The following is a 22,335-nucleotide window of genomic DNA, read 5'->3' as shown; positions in this document are numbered from 1 at the left end:
AAAGTTATTTAATTATTAATATTTAAAGGAGATATGAACATGAGGTAAAAGTTTGATTTGATTTTTGGATAAAACATTATTTTAAATTAAATTATTAGAAGAGGTAAAAAAAGGAATGAAAATAAGATTAATAGAAGAACATGAATTAAACAAAGTTAAAGGTATTTATGATAATGTTGTAAAAGAAATGAATTCAAGAGGGCTATATAATTGGAATGAAAAATATCCCAATACTGAAATCATATTTAAAGATATTTCTAATAAACATCTTTATGGATTAGAATCGTCAGGAGAAATTGTAGCTGTTGCTACTATAAATGACCAAGCTTATGATATTTATAATGATATTGCATGGAAAGTAGATGGTCCATTTTTATCATTTCATAGAATAGCTGTTTGTCCATATCATAGAGGAAAAGGTTATGGAAGAAAAATAATAAATTTTGTAGAAGAAATGGCAAAAGAAAAAAAGTATAACTCTATAAGGATTAGTGCTTATCATAAAAATGAAAATGCAGTTAATCTTTATAAGAATTTAGGATATGTCCATGTAGGTGATATGATGTCCATGAGAGACATAGTGGAACCTTTCTTATGTCTTGAAAAAGCAATAATGTGATTATGATATGAACCAATTTATAGTTTTAAATAGACTATGAATTGGTTTTTTTTATTGTTAAATTTACATTAAGGTTATGTTAATTAAGAATATTGGGTTTTTCTTATGAATAAACATATATTGAATGCTATGAAAAAAATGGGGTAATAGATAAAAATATGCATTTATTACTCTATATATGTTGAAAGAAGGAGGGGAGAGGAGTAGCATCTTTAGTTTATTTTAAGGGGGATTTATATGAAAAAGAATTATAAGCTTTTAATAACCAAAGCATTATCTTTAAGTATGATAGGGAGTCTATTTACTGCTTATCCAGCTTTAGCTAAGGAAATTAAAGCACAAGCAGATGACTTGATAATATCAGAATATTTACATGGGCCATCTAATTCAAAGGCTATTGAAATTTATAACGGTACAGGAGAAGGGGTAAATCTTTCTAATTATGATTTAGCTATATATTCAAATGGAAAATATGATGGAAGTCCAGTTTCTCAAAGTTTAGAGGATAAGGTTATAGAAAATGGAGAAACCTTTGTACTTTATAACAATCAAGGAAAAGATGAAAATTTTAATACAGTTATAGAAGGCCTAGAAAATAAATTAGGAGTAGGAAGCCAACCAGTAGGGTTTAATGGAGATGATGTCTTACTACTTAGAAAAAACACTGGAAATGGATATGAAATAATAGATTCCTTTGGAGCAAAGACTGAAAAGGGGAATAATTTTTATAGCAGTAAAACTATAAGTGCTAGAAGAAAAGCTGAAATAAAAAATGGCGAAAAGAACATAGATAATACACCTTTTGATATAAACATACAGTGGGATGTAAATTTAGAAAATTTATATGATGATTTAGGAAAACATGATGTTTCATGGAGTGAGGGAGAAAATCCTTCAGAAAAAGTTATTAAGGTAAAAGAAGCAAGGGAAAAGACCTTGGGAGAAGAAGTTACTATAAGAGGAATAGTGACTTTTAACGATAGAAATAAAACTCTTCATATACAGGATGAAACAGGAGCGATTGCAGTTTCAAACTTTGAATCAGGAGTTGATTTATCATCTATTGTTAATGGTGATAAGATTGAAATAAGTGGTACTTTAGATGATTTTAATGCATTACTTCAAGTACAAGCTACTAAAATAAAGGTTTTAGAAAATATAGGAATGCCAAATCCTAAGGTAGTTACTATAAAGGAATTAAAAGAGGAGAATTTTGATTCTCATTATATTGAAATAAAAAATGCAGTGGTGGACTTAGAAGCTAAAACATTAACTCAAGGAGAGGATGTTTTAGATATTTACTTTATCCCTTCTGGTTTAGATGTTAAAACTGGAGACTTAGTAGATGTAAAGGGAGTAGTTGGTAGATTTAAGGAGACTGTTCAGCTTTATGGTGCTTCAGCAGAGTTCATAAAAATAGTTGAGGATAATGAAAGTCCTATAATAGCACATGAAAAGATTGAAAAAGCTAATATAAATGAGGATTTAAATATTGAAGCTAGAGTAAGTGATAATAATAAAGTAACAGAGGTATCTATTAGTTTTAAAGGAACAGAAGAAAATGAATTTAAAAAATTAATAGCCACAGAAGTAGATGGAATATTTAAGTCTACAATACTTAAGGAAGAGCTAAGAGCTTCTGGAATAGAATATTATATTGAAGCTAGTGATGGTAAGAATGTTTCAAGAGTACCTGAAAATGGATCATATTACGTTGAAATAGTAGACGAAGATTTAAGTGGACCAGAGGTTAAAAATGTTCTGCCAAAAGAAAATTCAAGTGTTGGAGAAAATAGAAGACCTATTATAAGTGGAGAGTTTATTGATAATTCAGGAATAAACTTAGAAAGTATAACTATTAAATTAAACAATAAAGACATAACAGCAAAGGCAGAGATAACAGAAGAAGGCTTCTCATATGAAGTGAAGGAAGATTTAGAAGATGGTGAACATAGAGTAGAAGTTAGTTTAAGGGATTCTTTAGGAAATAATGCTAGTAAGGAATGGAAGTTTAGAGTTGGAAAGATAAATCATTATTATGGTCAACTACATTCACACACTAATATTTCAGATGGAACTGGAAGCTTAGATGATGCTTACAAGTGGGCGAGAGATGAAGGAAATGCCGATTATTTTGCTGTAACGGACCACTCAAACTGGTTTGATAATGATACTGCAGCTAGTATAAATGATGGATCTATGAGTAAGGCTTGGTCTAATGCTCAAAATATATCTAATAAATACAATAAAGATGGCGATTTTGTTGCTATGTATGGTTATGAAATGACTTGGTCAGGATCTACTGGAGGATGGGGACATATAAACACCTTCAATACTCCAGGTTTTGAAACAAGAAAAAATAGCAAGATGGATCTAAAAACTTATTATGATACAATTTCACAAGTACCAGAGTCAGTTTCTCAATTAAATCACCCTGGAAAAACTTTTGGTGACTTTGCAGACTTTGGTTTTTATAGTGAAAGTACAGATAAAGTTGTTAATTTAATAGAAGTTGGAAATGGAGAAGGACCTGTAAGAGGTAGTGGATATTTCCCAAGCTATGAATACTACACAAGGGCTTTAGATAAGGGATGGCATGTTGCACCTACTAATAACCAAGATAACCATAAGGGAAAGTGGCTTACAGCTAATGATGCTAGAACAATAGTATTAGCAGAAGAGAAATCAAGAGATGCTTTATATGAAGCTATGAGTAAAAAGCAAGTTTACTCTTCAGAAGATAAAAACATGACTATTGATTATGCTGTTAACAATCAAATCATGGGAAGTAATTTAGGAGAAGTAGAGAACTTAGAGTTTAATATTTCAATAAATGATCAAGATAAAAATGATACTATAAAAAAAGTTTCAATTATAGCTAATGGTGGGGTTGAAGTTATTTCAAAGGAATTTAATAGCAATGAGGTTTCTTGGAATTTTGAGCTTAAACCAGAGTATAGCTATTATTATGTGAAAGTTATACAAGAAGACAAAGACATTGCAGTAACAGCGCCTGTATGGATTGGGGAAAATGTAAATGTAGGATTAAATGAATTAAAAGTTGATAAAGAAATGCTTCTAGTAGGGGATGAAGCTAAGTTCTCAGTAGAAGTTTACAATAATAGTTTAGAGTCATTAAATAATATAAAAGTTGAATTCTTCAATGGAGAAATTTCAGAGGAAAATAAAATTGGAGAAGAAAATATAGAGATTTTAGATAGCAATAGTGTAAAAGAAAGCACTTTAACATGGAAACCAGAAAGAGCAGGAGAATTTACTATTTATGCAAGAGCTACAATTTCAATAAATGGAACAGATAAGGTCTTTACTAAGAGTTCTAAGTTAGAAGTTGTAAATGAAGGTGATGTCTACAAGGTAATGATAGATGGAGCTCATGCTAACCAATATGTAACAGGAAACTATGCTGGCAAAATAGATGCCTTTGAGAAGTTATTAACAGATAATGATTGTATTCCTATAATAAACAAAGAAGAAATAACAGAGGAATCATTAAAAAATGTTGATTTATTAGTTATAACAGACCCCCAAGGAACTGATGAACCTGATTATGATGTATATAAGAGCAATTTTACACCTTCAGAAATTGATGCTATAGGAAAATACATGGCTAATGGTGGAAATATAATAATTACTTCAAGAGCAGACTATAAAGATGGAATTGGAGATTATAGTAACTCAGCTCAATTAAATCCTATTTTAGAAAAGATAAATTCAGAGCTAAGAGTAAATGATGACCAAGTTGCAGATTATGAGGTCAATGAGGGACAACAATTTAGACTTATGTTAAATAAGTATTCTTCTCCTAATTTCAATCTTGTTGAAGGCTTAGGTGAAGAGGATAAATTCAGTTTCTATAGTGGAGCATCGGTAATATTAAAAGATGGAGCTAAGGGAGAAAATGTTGATTTCTTAGTAAATGGTAATGAAACTACAGGAGCAGATGATTCAGATAAACAGGGTGATAATGTTCCAGTAGAAAAAGGGGAAGTTAATGTCTTAGCAGTAGAAGAATTATCTAATGGAGGAAAAGTTGCTGTAGGTGGAAGTACTTTCTTCTCAAACTTTGAAATAGATGGAACTAATGCTGAAAGTAAAAGTAATAAGTCAATAACAGAAAATATTATAAATTGGATGTTACCTGAAAAAGAAGCAGAAAAGCTTACTATTAAGGAATTTAGAGAAGATAAGGATGGAGATGGAGTTCCAGATAGATTAGGTGAAGAATATGTTTTAGAGGGAACTGTAACTGCTCAATCAGAAGCTATAGAACCTAAAAATGCTTTCTTTGAGGTTATTTATATTCAAGATGAAACTGGTGGAATAAATGTTTTTGGCGTTTCCAATACTCCTGTAAAAGTTGGACAAAAAGTAAGGGTTAAAGGAAGAGTAGAAGCATACCAAGGTGAATTTGAGATACAAATAAGTGATGAAGATGCAGATTTAGAGATAATTGATGAAAATATAAATGAAGTTATGCCTAAAGAAATGAGTACTGGAGATAGTATGCGTCATGAAAATGAAGGATGGCTAACTAAAGTAACTGGAAAAGTTGTTGATATGAATGAGAGTAACCTTTACTTAGATGATGGTTCAGGAGTTTCAAGAGTATATGTTGAAGGATATATATGGGATGGAATAAATGAAGATATGAAAGGTAAGTGGGATCCAAGAATAAAGGTTGGAGATACTGTTTCAGCAATAGGACTTAGCTCAGAAGATCCAGAAGGAAATAGATTAAGGGTAAGAAATACTGGCGAAATAGTTCTTCAAGAAGAAGAAAACATTGGAACTATAAATACTGAGGTTTTAGGAGATAAAAATGAAATAAAGGAAAATGAAAAGGTAAGTTTAGTAGCTAAGATAGAAAATACTACTAATAAAGCTTTAGAAAATATAACTGCTAAAATCTTTGCTAATAATGGAAAAGAGGAAATTTTATTAAGAGAAGAGAATTTTACTTCTTTAGGAATTAATGAAATTAAGGAAGTAACTTTTGATTATTCTTTTGAAAATCAAGGAAAATATGATATAAGCATAAAGCTTTTTGATTCAGAAGGGGATGAAATAGAGACTAACAATAAAAATTTCCTATTATTAGTTTTAGAAGAGGACAGTGATGAAAATCCAGGAAATGGTGAAAATCCAGGAGATGATGGAGATGACTCAGATAATGGATCAGGTGGAGAAGATAAACCAGATACAGATGATCCAGACACAGAAAAGCCAGATGAATTACCTAACACAGGAAATAGAATGAATTCTAATATCCTTGTGATATTTGGAGTTTTATATTTAGCTGTAGGTTTCTTCATTATTTCTAAAAAGAAAAGAGTAAGATAATAGTTTGTAAATTTTAGGGCTGGCCTTTTTTAGGCCAGCTTCAATAATAATTAATTGGGGTAGTGGGAGAAGTATTATGAAAAATAGTAAAAAAAGCATTATTTTTTTAGTGAGTATAGTTTTATTATCTTTTTTTATTGTAGGAATTTCAAAGTTCATATTTGATAGTGGCTTTATTAATGATAGGTTGAATAAGAATGTTCAATATTATGAGGGAAAAGTAAAGAGAATAACTAAGGAAATGTTAGAAGGAGATAAATACATAGAAGGTATAGAGCTAGGATATCAAAATATAGTAATAGAAATTTTAGAAGGACCTGAAAAAGGAAAGGAATATGAAATTGTAAATAATATTAGTAGAGTTTATAATATGCCGGTTAAAGAAGATACTAAGGTGATATTAGGTTTTTTCTATGAAGGAGAGGAAATAAAAGATATAGCTGTCTATAGCTATAAAAGAAGTAACATAATATTTTTATTAGGCTTATTATTTGTAATAGTAATAATAGGAGTAGGAGGATTTAAGGGAGTAAAATCCTTAGTTTCTTTATTTTTTACCTGTGTTTGTATAATATTCTTAATGATTCCTTTAATGCTAAGGGGAGTAAATCCTATAGCAGCTGCAATTTTTTCATCTTTTATAAGTATTGTTGTTACATTGACTTTAGTTTCGGGAGTGAATAAAAAGACCTTTACAGCTATTTTAGGAACTTTAATTGGAATTATTATATCAGGGGGAATAGCAATAAGTTTTGGAAATATTGCTAAATTATCAGGTATTAGTATGGCAGAAGCCGAGAGTATGATGTATATAGCAGAAAATACATCTTTAAATATTCATGGAATAATGTTTGCAGCTATTTTAATAGCTTCCTTAGGCGCTGTTATGGATGTGGCAATGTCAATTTCATCCTCAATTTTTGAGATAAATCAGGTGAATAGTGGTCTAACTAAAAAAGGTTTGTTTAAAAGTGGAATGAATATAGGAAAAGACATAATAGGAACTATGGCTAATACATTAATTTTAGCTTTTGCTGGAGGTTCTCTAAACACAATAATAATGCTTTATGCTTCCAATATGAGTAAAAATCAAATGTTAAACTTAGATGTATTGTGTATAGAGATTATACAAGGGCTTTCAGGAAGTATAGGAATTATACTTACTGTACCAATAACAGCCTTTATAGCAAGCTATCTTTGTAATTTAAATTTAAAAAAAAGTGTTAAAAGTCTTTCATAATACTACCATAATATGATAGTATAAAATTCCAAGTATTATTAATTAAGAATTTACTTAAGACTAATAAGGAGGACTAGAATGAGCAAACAAAAGAAAGAGTTTTTAATAATTGGAATTGGCTTAATAGGATTATCCCTATTTTTACATTATGTACATTATCTTGTCTTTCAAGATTTACATCATACATTAATATTTCTTTTTGCTGATATAGCTTTCATACCTATGGAAGTGTTCTTTACTACTTTGGTAATTGATAAATTACTTGAAAAGAGAGAAAAAGAGCATTTAAAGGACAAACTAAGCATGCTTATAGGTGTTTTCTTCAGCGAATTAGGAACCGATATTTTAGATACATTTGTTCATACAGATAATAATACAGAGCTTATTGCAAAGGAAGCCATAGTTACTAAGGAATGGGATAAGAATGACTTTAAAAATTTAGAAAAAGTAGTTAATGAATATGAGTATAAAGTAGATATTGAAAAAATAGATTTAATAGCTTTGGAAAAGAAGTTAAATACTCAAAAGGATTTAGTTATTAATTTAATAACTAACCCGATGTTAATAGAACACGAGGAGTTTTCGGAAATGCTCATGTCAATACTTCATTTAAGAGAAGAATTAAGCAGTAGATGTTCCCATAATTTAGAAGCTTATGAAGTTCAACATTTAGAATTAGATATAAATGTTGCTTATAGATATTTAGCTTTTGAATGGGTTCAGTATATGAAACAGTTAAAAGCAAATTATCCCCAATTATTCCTAAAAGCATTAATTAATAATCCTTTTGATAAAAGATCATTAAAAGAAAAAGAATGTAATTATTTATAAAATAAATAGTACAGTGTAACATTTAAGTTACTACTGTACTATTTTTTCATTTGAAAAAGTACTAATTTTAGATATATAATTCTTTACATTTTCTAAAACCTCATCTTCACCAACATACATTATTATATCATTAGCCATTATTTTGAAGTATGGACCAGGTGATAAAAATAATTCACCATTTCTTTTTACACCTATTATTGTTGCTTTAGTATTTTGCCAGAAATTTAAGTCGCCAATACTCTTACCAACTGCAAAACTTTCACTTTCAACTATACTTTCAAAAGGAATAACGGTTCCTACATTCCTAAGTTGAGTAGCAAATTCAATCATATTTTCTATATTTTCTTCAAGCTGCTTGTCCAATTCCATCTTAGCCTTTAATATTTTATAAGTGTCATTACTAAGTGTTGTGAAGTCAGATTGAGTCTTAAACTTACTTAAAAAATCCTTAGCACTTTCTTTACTATTTATTATTATGCCACTCTTTTCATTAACAGACACTACATTCATATCTTTAAGCAAAGCCACTGAACGTCTTATAGTTTCTGGAGAAACCTTATATATGCTAACTAATGTTGTACGACCTGTAATTTTACTTCCTTCTTCAAAATCATTATTTAAAACTCTATTAGCTATATCAATAGCTATTTTTATATAGTTTGGTGTTTTTGTACGTTTAGTCATTATAATATCACACCCCAGAGATTTATATATGTACTTAATTGATTTTATCATTTAGGGTTATAATTGTAAATCATAAAGAAGGCTTTAACTTAAATAAAATTAAGAATTGCAGGGATTAAAAAAATTTAATTAACATATTTTAGGGAAATTATTCATATATATTTAATGTGCTGAATAAATATAGTATGTAATAATACTTTAAAATTTTGGGGGGTGGAATTTTGTTAAAGAATAGGGAGAAAATAAAAAGGCTAATAGCTTGTGGTATAGTAGCTAGTATAGTTTCAGCTAATGGTTTATCTGTTTTTGCAACAGAGGTAAACAAAACAGATAAAGTGAATTTAGCCTTAAATAAGAGAGCTGTAGCTTCCTCAAGAGAGGTTAGTGATAAGTGGGGAGCAGAGCTCATAACAGATGGAATTAAGGATAAATCAAGTGATCCAAATGCTAAACCTGGTAATTCTAGATGGGCTAGTGAAAGAAGTGTACCACAATGGGTATATATAGATTTTGAAGAATCAACTACCTTTGATCAAGTTGATATTCTTTGGGATGGAGCATATTCTAGAAATTATAAGTTAGAAGTTTCAGATGATGCAGAAACTTGGAGAGAAGTTTATACAACTAGTGATGGAAAAGGAAATCAAGAATCTATAAATCTTGAGGAGGATGTAACTGCTAATTATTTAAGAGTTAGTTGTGAGGATACAGCACATGAGTGGGGAAATGTATCAATATATGAAGTCGAAGTTTATGATAATGAAGGTGAAACAGCACCACCTGAAACAGAAACAGGAGTTAATATTGCTTTAAATAAGACTGCTACGGCATCTGCATCAGAGACTAATGCTCTTACTCCTGACAAGGTTGTAGATGGGGATACATCTTCAAAAACTTCCAGATGGTCAAGTGGAGCATTCTCAAATGGAGCTAAGCAATGGATAACTATTGACTTAGAAAAAGAGAGCACTTTTGATAAGGTGAGATTATTCTGGGAAGCTGCTAATGCAAAGGTTTACGAGGTTCAAACTTCTAATGACAATGAAAATTGGACAACTATTCATAGAAATGAAGCTGGAAAAGGTGGAGTTGAAACCATAGAACTTTCTGAAAAACAAAATGCTAGATATGTAAGGGTATTTTGTGAAAAAAATAATCCAGAGGTATGGAGCTCTGTATCATTATATGAAGTAGAGATATATAATGGAGAAATACCATCATCAAGTAATATTGATGAAGTTGTAAGTTCTATAGAGGTTCCTACTATAAATAAGGGAGATTCTGAACTTCAAATGCCAGAGGTGCCACAAGGCTATGAGATATCATTTATTGGAGCTGATTATAGTCAAATCATAAATGATGATATGACAATAAATGAACCTTTAGTGGATACTACTGTAATTGTAGACTTTGAAATTAAAAAGGGGAATGAAAAAAGAGAGACAGCTGGTATAGAAATAAATGTACCAGGTAAATATTCAGGATCTTTAGGAAGCAATAGTAAGCCAGAAGTTGTTCCTACTTTAAGAGAGTGGGTTGGAACAGATGGAAATTTTACCATAACTGATTCTTCAAGAATAGTTATTGATCCTTCTTATGAAAATGAATTAAGTAAAACTTCAAGTGAATTTAAAGCTGACTATGAGGAGATAGTTAAGAAACCTATTGAAATTGTTTATTCAAACTCACCTAAAAAAGGAGATTTTTATTTTACTTTAGATTGTGAAGATAAGAGTATAGGAGAAGAAGGATACTATATGTATGTAGCTGATTACTTAAAGGTTGAAGCTACTCATGATACAGGTGCTTTCTATTCGACTAGATCAATACTACAAATATTAAAGCAAAATGGTGATAATATCCCAATGGGTATAGTTAGAGATTTCCCAAGGTATGAAAATAGAGGATTTATGCTTGATGTAGGAAGAAAATTCTTCACCATGGATTATCTAGAACAATTTATGGAAGCTATGTCATGGTATAAGATGAATAATTTCCAAGTTCACTTAAGTGATAATTATATTTGGACTACTGAGGAGAATTGGGAAACTGCTTATGCTGCCTTTAGATTAGAAAATGATACTTATCCTGGATTAACAGCAACAGATGGTAGCTATACTAAGGATGAATTTAGAGATTTTATAGAAATGTCTGATGATCATGGAGTAGAGATAATTCCAGAAATAGATGTTCCTGCACATTCTCTAGCATTTACTCGTTATAATCCATCTTTAGCTTTAGGTACTGGAGGAGATGCCACTTATTTAGATGTAGGTAATCCAGAGGTTTATGATTTTGTAGATGGTTTGTTTGATGAGTATTTAGGAGGGGAAGATCCAGTATTTAGTGATCAAGATTTCCATATTGGAACAGATGAATATAAAGGTGCTCCTGAGAAAAAAGAGGAATTTAGAGCATTTACAGATAGATATCTTAAAAAGGTAAGAGATGAATATGGAAGAAGACCAAGATTATGGGGAAGTTTAGATGTTTTCCCAGGAGAAACACCTGTAACTAGTGATGGAGCTCTTATGAATATTTGGTATAGAGGATATGCTGATGCTAGAAATATGATAAATCAAGGTTATGATATTTTAAATACACAGGATGCAGATCTTTATATAGTTCCAGAGGCAGGATATTATAATAACTATCTTAACACAAAATTTTTATATAATGAGTGGGAGCCAAGAAGGTTTGCTTCAAATTATAAACTTCCAGCAGGTCATCCTCAATTAAAAGGCGGAATGTTTGCTGTATGGAATGATATGATAGATGAAAAAGCAAATGGAATATCTGAGAGAGATATTTATGATAGATCATTCCAAGCAGCCCAAGTGTTATCAGAAAAAATGTGGGCAGCACCTGATAGTGAGACTAGCTTTGATGAATTTAAAGAAAGAGTTGATAAGGTAAGTGATGTTCCAGGTTCTAACTTAACTTATGATGTAGAATCTAAAACTGAAACAGTAATTGATTATGACTTTGAAGGAGATATATCAGAAAATATTACAGACAACTCTGGAAATGAATATGATGCTACAGGAAGAAATGTAGAATCTGTAGAAGGTAAAGAGGGAAAAGGAATTAAATTAAATGGAGGAGAAAGTTATATTGATACTCCAGTAGATAACAAAGGGTTAGATTATACAGTTTCTATGTGGGTTAAGAAGGATGCTAATGGAGACTATAGTGAACAAATATTATCAGAATCTAATACAGGATTATTAAAAGCTTGTCAAAAAGAAACTGGTAATGTTGGTTTCTCAAGAGAAGGTTATGACTATTCATTTAATTATAAATTACCTGAAGGTGAATGGGTTGAATTAACCTTTGTAGGTAAATTAAATCAGACATCTCTTTATGTAAATGGTGAGCTTACTGATGTTATTAAGAAGAGTAATGGAGGTAAAGTAGGAACATTTATATTACCATTAGATAGAATAGGAAGTTCAACTAATTCCTTTAAAGGAAGTATAGATGAAATAACTGTTAAAGATGGAGCTGTAAAAATTACAGATCCTACAGTTATTCCTCAAGAGCAAATGAAGGCTACTGCAAGTAGTGAGCATCCTAATATAGGAACAGAGGGACTTGCTGAGTTTGCTATAGATGGAGATGAAAGTACTATTTGGCACACAAAATGGAGCCCAGTAGATAAATTACCTCAACACATTACTTTAGATTTAGGTGGAAGTTATGATATAAATAAATTCACATATATGCCTAGACAAAATGGTTTAAATGGAAGTATAAGTGAGTATGAATTACAAGTAAGTACAGATGGAGAGAATTTCACTAAGGTAGCAGAGGGAAATTGGACAGCAGATAATAGTACAAAAGTATTAAATTTTGATGCTGTTAATGCAACTCATGTAAGATTAGTAGCTAAGGCCGGTCATGGTGGATTTGCTTCAGCAGCTGAGTTAAATGTTCATAAGTCTTTAGAGGTTCCAGAAGAAATTGTTGGAGAAAGTTTCTTAACACTACCTGAAAGTGTTAAAGTAAATGAAAATTTCGATATTTTCTTAGGTGCTAATGAAATAAAAGAAGATTTATCAGCTTATGCAGCAGAATTTACTTTGAAATATAATCAAGAAATATTTGATTTAGTTGAAGTTACAAATGGAATAGAGGGAGTTTTTGTCAATCATAAAGAAATAGAACCAGGTGTAGTTAAAATAGTAGCTGCTAGTTTAGGAAAACCTATAGAAAATGCTACTAATTTAATAAAAGCAACACTTACTCCTAAGAGTGAATCAGAAAAAGAGACTTTTGAGATAATCTCAGCAAACTTAGGTGATGGAGAAAGTGGAAATGTTCATGAATTAGGACTAACAAGTGGAGAAGTAGAAGTAAGTAAGGGAAGTGTAGATATAATCATTAATCCAGTAAGAAACTTTGTTGCTTCAGAGGTTAATAAAAAAGATGTAACTGTAACTTGGGAGGCTCCAGAAACAACTGAAGGCTTAGAAGGATACATTCTTTATAAGGATGGTAAGAAGGTTGGAGAAGTTGGTGCTGATGAAACTACTTATCAATTTAAAGGATTAAGTAGACATACAATTTACAACTTTAAAATAGCAGCTAAGTATTCAAATGGAGAGATTTCTAGCAAAGAGTCAATAACTTTAAGAACAGCAAGATAATTAATATGAAAATAAGAAAAAGACTAGAATTATTGAATTCTAGTCTTTTTTGAATTTATATAGAAATAAAGAGTTAATATATAATAAAAGTAAGTATTTTATAAGGAGATTTTTATATGTTAAATTTAACTTTACTTGGTACTGGTGGAGGAATGCCAATGCCTAATAGATTTTTATCATCAATAATTATGAATTATAAAGGAAGAAAAATTCTTTTAGATTGTGGAGAAGGTACTCAGGTAGCTATGAGAGTAGCTGGAACTGGCTTTAAGAGTATAGATTTAATTTGTATAAGTCATATCCATGGAGATCATGTTAATGGGTTGCCAGGATTGCTTTCTACAATTGGAAATAGCGGAAGAGAAGAACCTATTTATGTAATTGGCCCTGAAGGAATAAGTAATGTTATAAAAGGTTTTAGTGTTGTTTTAACATACTTACCATGTGAGCTTAGAATTATAGAAGGTTTGAAAAAAGGCGAATTTAAGGTAAATAAAGAAAATATTGAATTAGTAGGGGATGGAGAACAGTCAGATATTATAATACATACATTAGATTTAGAACATTCAGCACCTTGTTTTGGCTATTCTTTTTATATAAAAAGAGAAAGAAAATTTGATGTGGAGAAAGCAGTAAAAAATAATGTTCCTAAGACACTATGGTCTAAATTACAAAAAAATAATGAAGTAGAGTTTGAAGGAATCAAGTATTCTAGAGATATGGTCCTTGGAGAAAGTCGTAAAGGAATTAAGGTAAGCTACACTACAGATACTAGGCCAATAGCAACAATTCCTTCTTTCATAAAAGATAGTGATTTATTTATATGTGAAGGAACTTATGGAAGCGAATATGATATACATAAGGCCATAAAAAATAAACATATGACATTTAAAGAAGCAAGTAATTTAGCTAAAGATGGAGATGTTAAGGAATTATTATTAACTCATTTTAGTCCAGCTATGAATAAGCCAGATGAATTTATACATAATGCCAGAGTGGTTTTTGAAAATTCCTATGTTGGTAGTGATGGTGAGGAAAGAACCTTAAATTTCGAAGAATAATTTATAGAGAATAAAAATAAGATGTTTAAAAATTCCAATAAATGTTATAATTAGTATATAGTGTTATAACTAAGAAAGGAATTGATGGTATGAAGGGGTTAATAGTTTTTGGAGAAAAGGGTTCAGGAAAAGATACAGTAGCTAGACTTATAAATGAATATTCAGAGAAAAGTGTTAGTTTCTTTAATATAGGAGATTTAGTTAGGCATATGTCTTGTATATTTTTAGCTACGGATAAGTGGGAGAATAAAAAAAGAGAGTTTTATGTGGATACTGCCATGAAACTAAAGGAAATAGATGAGAACTTTTTAAGTTATTACGTTTTAGGAAGAATTTTAGATAAGTTTAAAAAGAGTTCTATACTTGAAATAGATAATGAACAACTTATAATAGTAACTGGTGGAAGAACCTATGAAGATTATGAGTTTTGGAAAAAGAGTGGATTTAAGACCTTAGGTGTTAAATGTGATGAAAATGTTAGAAGAGGAAGACTAAAAAGTAGAGATGGTTATGAACAGAATTCTGAAGATAATCTTGAAAAGAATACAGGGAAAATAATTGATTTATGTGATTTTACTGTTGATAATAGTGGTTCTTTTCAGAAATTAACTAAAGAGATTACAGACTTTGTTGTTCAAAATGGATTATAAGGAAATGTAAGTCTGTATATGATAAAATAGGTAGGTAATCATATTATTAGAGGTGTAAAAATGGCTAAAGAAAAAATACTTAAGACAAATGCTATGAGAATACTAGATTCAAAAAAAATACCTTATGACATGTTAAGTTATGAGAGTAATGATGGGAAAATTGATGGAGTATCTGTAGCGCATAAAATTGGAATAGATGAAGAACATGTGTTTAAGACATTAGTAGCACAGGGAACAAGTAAAGAATTATATGTTTTCGTTATACCAGTAGCAGAAGAGTTAGATTTAAAGAATGCAGCTAAAATAGCAGGCGAAAAAAAGATTGAGATGATAGCTGTTAAGGATATAATGAAATATACAGGTTACATTCGTGGTGGATGCTCTCCAATAGGTCTTAAACGTCATTATAAAACATTTATACACGAAAGTGCAAAAGATTTAGATTTTATGATAGTTAGTGCAGGGAAAATAGGTCACCAAATAAAATTAAATCCAGAAGATTTAATAAAAGTAATAGAAGGTGAATTTGGATTCCTAATAAAATAATATTAATTATTTAGTTAATTTTAAATATACAAATTTATTTAGCAATATATAATTAAATATTAAAAAGCCACATAAATATTTTTATGTGGCTCATTTCTTTAAAACATATTTTTAGCAAATTTCATTAAGGTTGGAGTAGCTGTTAAAAATCTTTTTTGTGGCTTGGAATTCATTTTCTTTATTGCATAGGTCATACCTATGATTCCTGCAGCAGCGCCAATACAAGAAACAATAATCATTTTCTTGTTTATCTCCACTTCTTTATCTAATAGGCAAGATCTTATTCTACAACTATTATCATTTGATTGAACACAATCTTTCATATCTTCCATAGCATCAAAAAATGAGTAATCATTAAGATTGTCATTATCTTCATCATAATCATGGCAGCTACAATACTCATTATTATTAGATTGATAATTATCTTTATAGTAAGATGGAGGAACAAAACGCTTAGCTCTTTTTCTTAAAGCTTTATATTCTTTATCCATGTTTACACCAATTCCTTTGTACATAAAATCACCTCAAATTTATTATTTACAAAATTAATTTATATAATCATAAATTTAAGAGGATTTATAAATTTTATTTTATATATATAAGAAAAAACTTATAGATTATTATCTTATATTAAGTAACTTTAATATGCTGTAGTGAATAAAATGTAATATATGGAATATATTCCAAAACTATTATTAAAGGCGTGAGTTTATATGAATACAAATGATTTAAATAAAATTGAAGAAGGTTATTATGGAAATAAAGAGGACTATTATGACAAGCAAGGGCATTGTTATACTAGCTTTTTTATAAGTGATATTATTATAAATAATAATAAAAAAGGTAGTGTTACAATAAATAACAATTTTGATGTTTCTAAGGAGAAAAAAGATTTTTTAAAGAAAGAACTCTTAAAATATTTTGAGTTAGAAAAAAATGAAAATTTAGATAATGAGGAAGTAGATAAGCTTATAAAATTCTTTGTGGAAAATTTAGGTGCTCAATTTTATATTCAAGGGGTTATAGATTCTTATAAATATATTGTAGATAAGTCAGATGACTTATTGAGCATTGAAAGATGATAGAACATAGAAGTTGTCAAAATTTAATATAGACAACTTCTTTTTGTTGTTTTTGATATTTTTTTGTAACTATTTTATTGATAAATTTTCTTAAAAAATATATTATATAAGTTGGAAGATAATTTTAAGTGGGGGATTATATAACTACTAGGGAGGATTTTGTATGAATAGGAATAAGATAGCAGCCTTGATTTTTGCTGTGTCAACAGTATGTATTGTTTCGGCGCATAGTGAAAATGCTTATGCAACTGAACATAAAAATTCGAGTCAATTAGAAGAAAATAACCAGTTGAAAACGGTAAAAAAAGGACAAGTTATAAATATAAGCACTAACTTGAGAATTAGAAAAAGTCCTAATACAAGTAGTGAAGTTGTTGGTTATTTAACTAATGGAGAAGTATTTAATATAGATGGAAAAGAAGGAGCATGGTATAAAATAAATGCTAATGGTAAAGTTGGATACATACACGGAGACTATGTAAAAGAACTAAATGGTAGTTCTAATAGTAGTGGAGAAAGTAATTCTAACTTAGATACATCATTAGCAGGAAAAACAGGTAAGGTTGTAAATGTAAGTAGCTCTTTAAGGGTTAGACAATCACCAAGCACAAGTAGCTCAGTTGTAGGTAGCTTAAGTGGTGGACAAACATTTGAGATAAAAGGAAAGCAGGGATCTTGGTACTATATAAGTGCAAATGGAGTTACAGGATACATTCATGGAGACTATGTACAAGTAGGTGGAAGTAGCTCAGGAAGTGGTTCAGGAAATGGTGGAGGATCATCAGAAAATGGTTCAGGACTAGATACTTCATTGGCAGGAAAAACTGGTAAAGTTGTAAATGTAAGTAGTTCATTAAGAGTTAGACAATCACCAAGCACAAGCAGTTCAGTTATAGGAAGCTTAAGTGGTGGACAAACATTTGAGATAAAAGGTAAAAGTGGAGATTGGTATTATATAAGTGCAAATGGAGTTATAGGATATATTCATGGAGACTATGTACAGGTAGGTGGAAGTAATTCAGGAAGTAGTTCAGGAAATGGTGGAGGATCATCAGAAAATGGATCAGGATTAGATACTTCACTAGCTGGAAAAACAGGTAAGGTTGTAAATGTAAGTAGCTCTTTAAGAGTAAGACAGGATGCAAGTACAAGTAGCTCAGTTGTTGGCTCATTAAGCTCAGGACAAACTTTTAAAATAAAAGGACAAAAAGGGTCTTGGTATCATATTGAAGCACAAGGAACAACAGGATATGTCCATGGGGATTATGTTCAGGTGGTAAGTGGAAATGAAAGTTCTGGCGGTAATCAAGGTGGAAGCTCAAATAATGGTTTAGATGAATCTTATAATGGAAAAACTGGAAAGGTTGTAAATGTAACAACTAATTTAAGGCTTAGAAGTCAGCCGAATACTAGTAGTTCTGTTTTAGCATATTTATTACCTAATGAAAGATTCACATTAAAAGGAAAAACTTCTTCAGGATGGTTTAAAGTAGACTATAATGGAAAAGTAGGTTATTTAAATGAAGAATATGTTAAAATAGTATCTTCAGATGAAGGTTCAAGTGAAGGTTCAGGTGGTGGACAAGTTAACCAAAGTAAATATGAAAAAGTATTAAGTGTTATGAAGGCACAAGTTGGTTCACCTTATATATGGGGAGGTTCAGGAGAAATTATAACACAAAGTCTTTTAAATAGCTTAAGCAAGACTTTCCCAGATCATGCGGCTAGAGGGTTTTATGATATACCATCAAGTTATTTAAATGGAAATTATAGAGCTTTTGATTGCTCGGGATTAATGCAATGGAGCTTTAGACAAGCTGGCGTTAGCTTAGGAAGAACAACATGGGATCAAATAAACAATGGTTATGAGGTTTCACCAAGTAATGCTAAACCAGGGGACTTATTATTCTTCAGTAATTTACAACATGTAGGTATGTATATAGGAAATGGTCAGTGGATAGAGGCGCCTAATAAAGGTAAATTTGTATCTATTGCACCAGTTCCATGGAGTAAAATAGGAAGAGCAAGAAGAGTCTTATAAGATTAACATAATTAATAAATGTATTATAGAACAAGGTATGTTTAGTTAAAGTTTAATTAAGCATAACTTGTTTTTTTATTAACCTGATATACAAAATTTGGAAAATGTATTATAATTAAATTGTAAAATAATGGGAGGTGGGTTCGTGAAAAGAGTACTGTTGGTTATAGGGAGTTGTGATGGAAGTGAGAGTAATTCCTATTGTATAGCAAATTATATAGAAGATAATTTAGATGGAAGAGTAAAATGTTCAAAAATTTTATTGAGTGAATATTATTTTAAAAATATAAATGAAGATTTAAAGGTTTATGATAATATTGTTTTTATTTCATCCTTAAAAAAAGATAGGTTTAATGATTTATCAGAAAGATTTTTGAATTTAATTAGTAATGAAAATGAAGAAGGCAATAGAAATATTTATTTTTCAGTAATTTTAAATGGGGATTTAGATGTTTTAAGGGGTACAGAAGAGTTAGAATTACTTTTAGAAAATTGTATGAAAATATGTAAGAAGAAATTCATTGTATGGCAAAAGGGAATAGGGGTATTGGCTGACTTAAATCTTTGGAAAAATGGGTTAGAAGATAATGGTTTAGAGTATGAGCAATTATTGATAGAATTAGAAATGTTTTGCGAAGATATAATAAACTGTAAAACATATCATCATAATAGTTTTGCCTTACCAAGAAAAGGAAGTGGGTTTTTAAAATTTATAAATAAAAGGATAAAACACTTTACTTAGAATTATAAAGTAAATGATTTTTATATTATAATTTATAAATAAAAAAATATGCTATATAGAAAACTATATAACATATTTAAATTTTATAATCCTTTTTGATTATTATTAGGAGAAATTCCTTTATCTTTTAGAATCTCATAAATAGTTTTAGATGTTGTATCTTCCATGGTATATCCTAAAGAAGTTAGTATTTCACTAAGTTTTTCTTCAGATGAAGTTTCTATCTCTATATATGGAAATGGACAAAAAGATGGATCATTAATATCTATTTCTATTAGAGAATCCTTAAATTCATAACTTTCTCTATATTTTTTTATTGTTTCAAATAAATCTAATCCTAAAGATTTAAAAATATTTTTACCTACAGCACCGTCAGCTATGATTGTTTCATTTTCTTCCATTACTTTAAATTTATCTTGGCTAAGCATTTTTTTTGTTGTCATAAAATATACCGTTTTATTATTTATAAGATCTTCAACAGTTCTTATTCTTGCATAACCTTTTTTATCTAATAATTTTCTGTCAGGAAAATCAAAAATATCATTTATTTGATTTTCACGCTTAACATTTTTTGCTCCAAGATTCTTTAAAGTTTCTCTTAGTTTTTCAACATCAATATCTATAACACGTGTTTCAAGTTCTTTCATAATAAGTTACCTCCAAAATTCTTATAATATTATTATAAACAAATTATTAATGATATGAAAGAATATGAATGATGATTTTTCCATTGTATTTTGATAGAATATAAGATGTGTCAAAAATACATGGAAATTTCAATGGAGGTTTAAGAATGGAGTACGTAAATGATATAAATATAATGGAAGCTGTTATACATATATTAGATAGTAATAGTGATGAACCTATATTAAATGAATATAAAATAGATTTAACAGATGATGTATATAAATTTATATATAAACACGTTGAGAAGGGTTTGAAAAGTGAAGACTTAAAATATGCTATTTTCAATCCGGAAAGACATGTAGTAAAGGAAGTATCTCAAGATTATTTAAATGGAGTTAATAGAGACATCGTTGAAGTTTCTCAAGAGTTAGCAAGACAAATGTTTTATATAATGAGGGGAAATAGTAATATACCTAGCTGTGACTTACTTACAGTATCAATATCAACAGATCAAGGGCCTATGCTTGGAATATTAAAAATGGATTATATAAAAAATTTTACTCATAAAGTTGATTTTGTTGATGACAAAATTGGAATAGGAATAGTGGAGCAGGCAGCGGGATTACCAGCATCAGGACAAAAGGTTCAAAAATGTGCATTTATAAAGCCTATAAGAGATGATCAGGATATAAACCTTATGGTAATAGATAAGCAAAGGAAATCATCAGAAGAGGATGAATATGGAGCAAATTACTTTATAAATAATTATTTAGGGTGTACAGTGTTTCAAAATGAAAGAGACATGACAAAAACTTTTGTTAAGGCAACAGAAACTTGGACAAGAAATAATATTATTGAAGATGCAGAAAAAGCTGAAAATATTAGAACTAAAATAAAAGGTAAGCTAAAAGAAGAAGATGTTATAAATATAGAAGAATTATCTCGTGAGTTATTCAATGAAGAACCCATGATGAAAGAGAATTTTACAACCTTTGTAAAAGGACAAGGTTTAGAGGACGATGTTGAAATAGATAAGCTTTGGGTTGAGAAAAAAATGAAAAGAACTAGACTTAAAATTGATAAGGAAATAGATTTATATATTGATGATGAGGCTTATCATGATGAATCTAAGTTTGAAATCGTAAGAAATGGTGATGGAAGTATAAATATGGTTATAAAGAATATTAAAAATTATATAGAAAAGTAAAAAAAAGAGATTAGAAAATCTAATCTCTTTTTATTATTTAAGATTATTAAGCTCTGTTTACTGAACCGAATAATTCCATTTTTTCTTTAACTATATCTTTTATAGCTTCGAAACCAGGAGCTAATAATTTTCTTGGGTCGAATCCTTTTCCTTCTAAATCTTTACCAGCTTCTATATATTTACGAGTAGCTTCAGCAAATACTAATTGACATTCAGTATTAACATTTATTTTTGATACTCCTAATGATATAGCTTCTGCGATCATGTCTGAAGGGATTCCAGTACCACCGTGTAATACTAAAGGCATATCTCCAGTAGCAGCTTTAATATTAGCTAAAGCTTCAAAGTTTAATCCAGCCCAGTTTGCAGGGTATTTTCCGTGGATGTTTCCGATACCAGCAGCTAACATAGTAACTCCTAAATCAGCGATTTGTTTACATTCAGCAGGATCAGCTATTTCACCAGCTCCAACAACACCATCTTCTTCTCCACCGATTGATCCAACTTCAGCTTCAACTGATACGTTTTTAGCAGCAGCTAAATCGATTATTTCTTTAGTTTTAACTATATTTTCTTCGATTGAGTAGTGTGATCCATCGAACATTACTGATGAGAATCCAGCAGCCATAGCATCTATAGCTCCTTGATAACTACCGTGATCTAAGTGTAATGCTACAGGAACAGTTATTTTTAACTCTTCTAACATTCCGTTAACCATTCCAACTATTGTTTTGAATCCACACATATATTTAGCAGCACCTTCTGATACTCCTAATATAACTGGTGAGTTATTTTCTTGAGCAGTTAATAATACAGCTTTTGTCCATTCTAAGTTGTTTATGTTGAATTGACCAACAGCGTATTTTTCTTCTCTTGCTTTATTTAACATTTCTCTTGTGTTAACTAATGCCATTTTGTTTACCACCTTTCAAAATCTTACATTAACTTTATTAAAATCATGTATAGGGACATAAAAAGTCCATGTGGGACTTGCC

16 protein-coding genes are annotated in these 22,335 nt (G+C 29.9%); 12 read left to right on the top strand and 4 right to left on the bottom strand.

The annotated features are described in order from the left end of the window. The first annotated feature begins 115 nt into the window (after nucleotides 1–115). The 4 genes from OIF33_RS00950 (at nucleotide 116) to OIF33_RS00935 (ending at nucleotide 8,051) form a co-directional block, all read left to right on the top strand. The gene (locus OIF33_RS00950; RefSeq protein ID WP_322502352.1) at nucleotides 116–619 is read left to right on the top strand and encodes a GNAT family N-acetyltransferase; all 504 of its coding nucleotides are present in this window, start codon (nucleotides 116–118) and stop codon (nucleotides 617–619) included. 237 nt (nucleotides 620–856) lie between these two features. Further along, nucleotides 857–5,980, top strand: coding sequence for a CehA/McbA family metallohydrolase (locus OIF33_RS00945; protein ID WP_322502351.1), 5,124 nt, complete (start codon nucleotides 857–859; stop codon nucleotides 5,978–5,980). Nucleotides 5,981–6,056: 76 nt separating this feature from the next. Further along, complete coding sequence (locus OIF33_RS00940; protein ID WP_322502350.1) at nucleotides 6,057–7,220, top strand: YibE/F family protein; 1,164 nt, start codon at nucleotides 6,057–6,059, stop codon at nucleotides 7,218–7,220. A gap of 78 nt (nucleotides 7,221–7,298) precedes the next feature. Beyond that, nucleotides 7,299–8,051, top strand: coding sequence for a hypothetical protein (locus OIF33_RS00935; RefSeq protein ID WP_322502349.1), 753 nt, complete (start codon nucleotides 7,299–7,301; stop codon nucleotides 8,049–8,051). 30 nt (nucleotides 8,052–8,081) lie between these two features. Here OIF33_RS00935 and OIF33_RS00930 read toward each other — a convergent pair whose 3' ends face one another. After that, a complete protein-coding gene (locus OIF33_RS00930; RefSeq protein ID WP_322502348.1) occupies nucleotides 8,082–8,735 on the bottom strand; it encodes a TrkA C-terminal domain-containing protein in 654 nt (217 codons plus the stop codon). A 221-nt stretch (nucleotides 8,736–8,956) separates the two neighbouring features. Here OIF33_RS00930 and OIF33_RS00925 point away from each other — a divergent pair, with 221 nt between their 5' ends. From OIF33_RS00925 to ybaK, 4 genes are all read left to right on the top strand, one after another. After that, entirely contained in the window at nucleotides 8,957–13,384 is a 4,428-nt protein-coding gene (locus OIF33_RS00925) for a discoidin domain-containing protein (protein WP_322502347.1), read from the top strand. A gap of 116 nt (nucleotides 13,385–13,500) precedes the next feature. Then, nucleotides 13,501–14,445, top strand: coding sequence for a ribonuclease Z (locus OIF33_RS00920; protein WP_322502346.1), 945 nt, complete (start codon nucleotides 13,501–13,503; stop codon nucleotides 14,443–14,445). 89 nt (nucleotides 14,446–14,534) lie between these two features. Next, nucleotides 14,535–15,095: an AAA family ATPase gene (locus tag OIF33_RS00915; protein WP_322502345.1), complete on the top strand. Its 561-nt coding sequence runs from the start codon at nucleotides 14,535–14,537 to the stop codon at nucleotides 15,093–15,095. A gap of 60 nt (nucleotides 15,096–15,155) precedes the next feature. Continuing rightward, nucleotides 15,156–15,641, top strand: a complete 486-nt coding sequence (gene ybaK, locus OIF33_RS00910) for a Cys-tRNA(Pro) deacylase (protein WP_322502344.1) — start codon at nucleotides 15,156–15,158, stop codon at nucleotides 15,639–15,641. A gap of 98 nt (nucleotides 15,642–15,739) precedes the next feature. Here ybaK and OIF33_RS00905 read toward each other — a convergent pair whose 3' ends face one another. Next, the gene (locus OIF33_RS00905; RefSeq protein WP_322502343.1) at nucleotides 15,740–16,156 is read right to left on the bottom strand and encodes a hypothetical protein; all 417 of its coding nucleotides are present in this window, start codon (nucleotides 16,154–16,156) and stop codon (nucleotides 15,740–15,742) included. 198 nt (nucleotides 16,157–16,354) lie between these two features. On the opposite strand from OIF33_RS00905, the gene OIF33_RS00900 reads away from it, so the two are divergent. The 3 genes from OIF33_RS00900 to OIF33_RS00890 all read left to right on the top strand — a co-directional run bounded on the left by OIF33_RS00900 (nucleotide 16,355) and on the right by OIF33_RS00890 (nucleotide 19,506). Next, nucleotides 16,355–16,723 carry a DUF2164 family protein gene (locus OIF33_RS00900; protein ID WP_322502342.1) on the top strand — a complete coding sequence of 123 codons (369 nt, stop codon included), beginning with the start codon at nucleotides 16,355–16,357 and terminating at the stop codon, nucleotides 16,721–16,723. A 163-nt stretch (nucleotides 16,724–16,886) separates the two neighbouring features. Then, a complete protein-coding gene (locus tag OIF33_RS00895; RefSeq protein ID WP_322502341.1) occupies nucleotides 16,887–18,764 on the top strand; it encodes a C40 family peptidase in 1,878 nt (625 codons plus the stop codon). Nucleotides 18,765–18,909: 145 nt separating this feature from the next. Further along, nucleotides 18,910–19,506 carry a hypothetical protein gene (locus tag OIF33_RS00890; protein ID WP_322502340.1) on the top strand — a complete coding sequence of 199 codons (597 nt, stop codon included), beginning with the start codon at nucleotides 18,910–18,912 and terminating at the stop codon, nucleotides 19,504–19,506. Between the two features lie 83 nt (nucleotides 19,507–19,589). Here OIF33_RS00890 and OIF33_RS00885 read toward each other — a convergent pair whose 3' ends face one another. Continuing rightward, nucleotides 19,590–20,153 carry a class IV adenylate cyclase gene (locus OIF33_RS00885; RefSeq protein WP_322502339.1) on the bottom strand — a complete coding sequence of 188 codons (564 nt, stop codon included), beginning with the start codon at nucleotides 20,151–20,153 and terminating at the stop codon, nucleotides 19,590–19,592. 146 nt (nucleotides 20,154–20,299) lie between these two features. Here OIF33_RS00885 and OIF33_RS00880 point away from each other — a divergent pair, with 146 nt between their 5' ends. After that, nucleotides 20,300–21,340 carry a nucleoid-associated protein gene (locus tag OIF33_RS00880; RefSeq protein ID WP_322502338.1) on the top strand — a complete coding sequence of 347 codons (1,041 nt, stop codon included), beginning with the start codon at nucleotides 20,300–20,302 and terminating at the stop codon, nucleotides 21,338–21,340. Nucleotides 21,341–21,386: 46 nt separating this feature from the next. Here OIF33_RS00880 and fba read toward each other — a convergent pair whose 3' ends face one another. Next, nucleotides 21,387–22,253 (bottom strand): class II fructose-1,6-bisphosphate aldolase, encoded by an 867-nt coding sequence (gene fba / locus OIF33_RS00875; protein ID WP_322502337.1) that lies wholly within the window; start codon nucleotides 22,251–22,253, stop codon nucleotides 21,387–21,389. Nucleotides 22,254–22,335 lie beyond the last annotated feature (82 nt).

This window comes from Clostridium sp. LIBA-8841, assembly GCF_034439435.1.
In the GTDB taxonomy this organism is placed as follows: domain Bacteria; phylum Bacillota; class Clostridia; order Clostridiales; family Clostridiaceae; genus Sarcina.
Note: the sequence above shows the minus strand (reverse complement) of the source record. Positions and strands in the feature narration are given on the sequence as shown.

Excerpts from the sequence above, each read along its gene's own strand:
- OIF33_RS00895 (WP_322502341.1), top strand. The coding sequence starts at position 16,887 with ATGAATAGGAATAAGATAGCAGCCTTGATTTTTGCTGTGTCAACAGTA.
- ybaK (WP_322502344.1), top strand. The coding sequence starts at position 15,156 with ATGGCTAAAGAAAAAATACTTAAGACAAATGCTATGAGAATACTAGAT.
- OIF33_RS00935 (WP_322502349.1), top strand. The coding sequence starts at position 7,299 with ATGAGCAAACAAAAGAAAGAGTTTTTAATAATTGGAATTGGCTTAATA.
- fba (WP_322502337.1), bottom strand. The coding sequence starts at position 22,253 with ATGGCATTAGTTAACACAAGAGAAATGTTAAATAAAGCAAGAGAAGAA.
- OIF33_RS00880 (WP_322502338.1), top strand. The coding sequence starts at position 20,300 with ATGGAGTACGTAAATGATATAAATATAATGGAAGCTGTTATACATATA.
- OIF33_RS00920 (WP_322502346.1), top strand. The coding sequence starts at position 13,501 with ATGTTAAATTTAACTTTACTTGGTACTGGTGGAGGAATGCCAATGCCT.
- OIF33_RS00940 (WP_322502350.1), top strand. The coding sequence starts at position 6,057 with ATGAAAAATAGTAAAAAAAGCATTATTTTTTTAGTGAGTATAGTTTTA.
- OIF33_RS00930 (WP_322502348.1), bottom strand. The coding sequence starts at position 8,735 with ATGACTAAACGTACAAAAACACCAAACTATATAAAAATAGCTATTGAT.
- OIF33_RS00945 (WP_322502351.1), top strand. The coding sequence starts at position 857 with ATGAAAAAGAATTATAAGCTTTTAATAACCAAAGCATTATCTTTAAGT.
- OIF33_RS00885 (WP_322502339.1), bottom strand. The coding sequence starts at position 20,153 with ATGAAAGAACTTGAAACACGTGTTATAGATATTGATGTTGAAAAACTA.
- OIF33_RS00950 (WP_322502352.1), top strand. The coding sequence starts at position 116 with ATGAAAATAAGATTAATAGAAGAACATGAATTAAACAAAGTTAAAGGT.
- OIF33_RS00915 (WP_322502345.1), top strand. The coding sequence starts at position 14,535 with ATGAAGGGGTTAATAGTTTTTGGAGAAAAGGGTTCAGGAAAAGATACA.
- OIF33_RS00900 (WP_322502342.1), top strand. The coding sequence starts at position 16,355 with ATGAATACAAATGATTTAAATAAAATTGAAGAAGGTTATTATGGAAAT.
- OIF33_RS00905 (WP_322502343.1), bottom strand. The coding sequence starts at position 16,156 with ATGTACAAAGGAATTGGTGTAAACATGGATAAAGAATATAAAGCTTTA.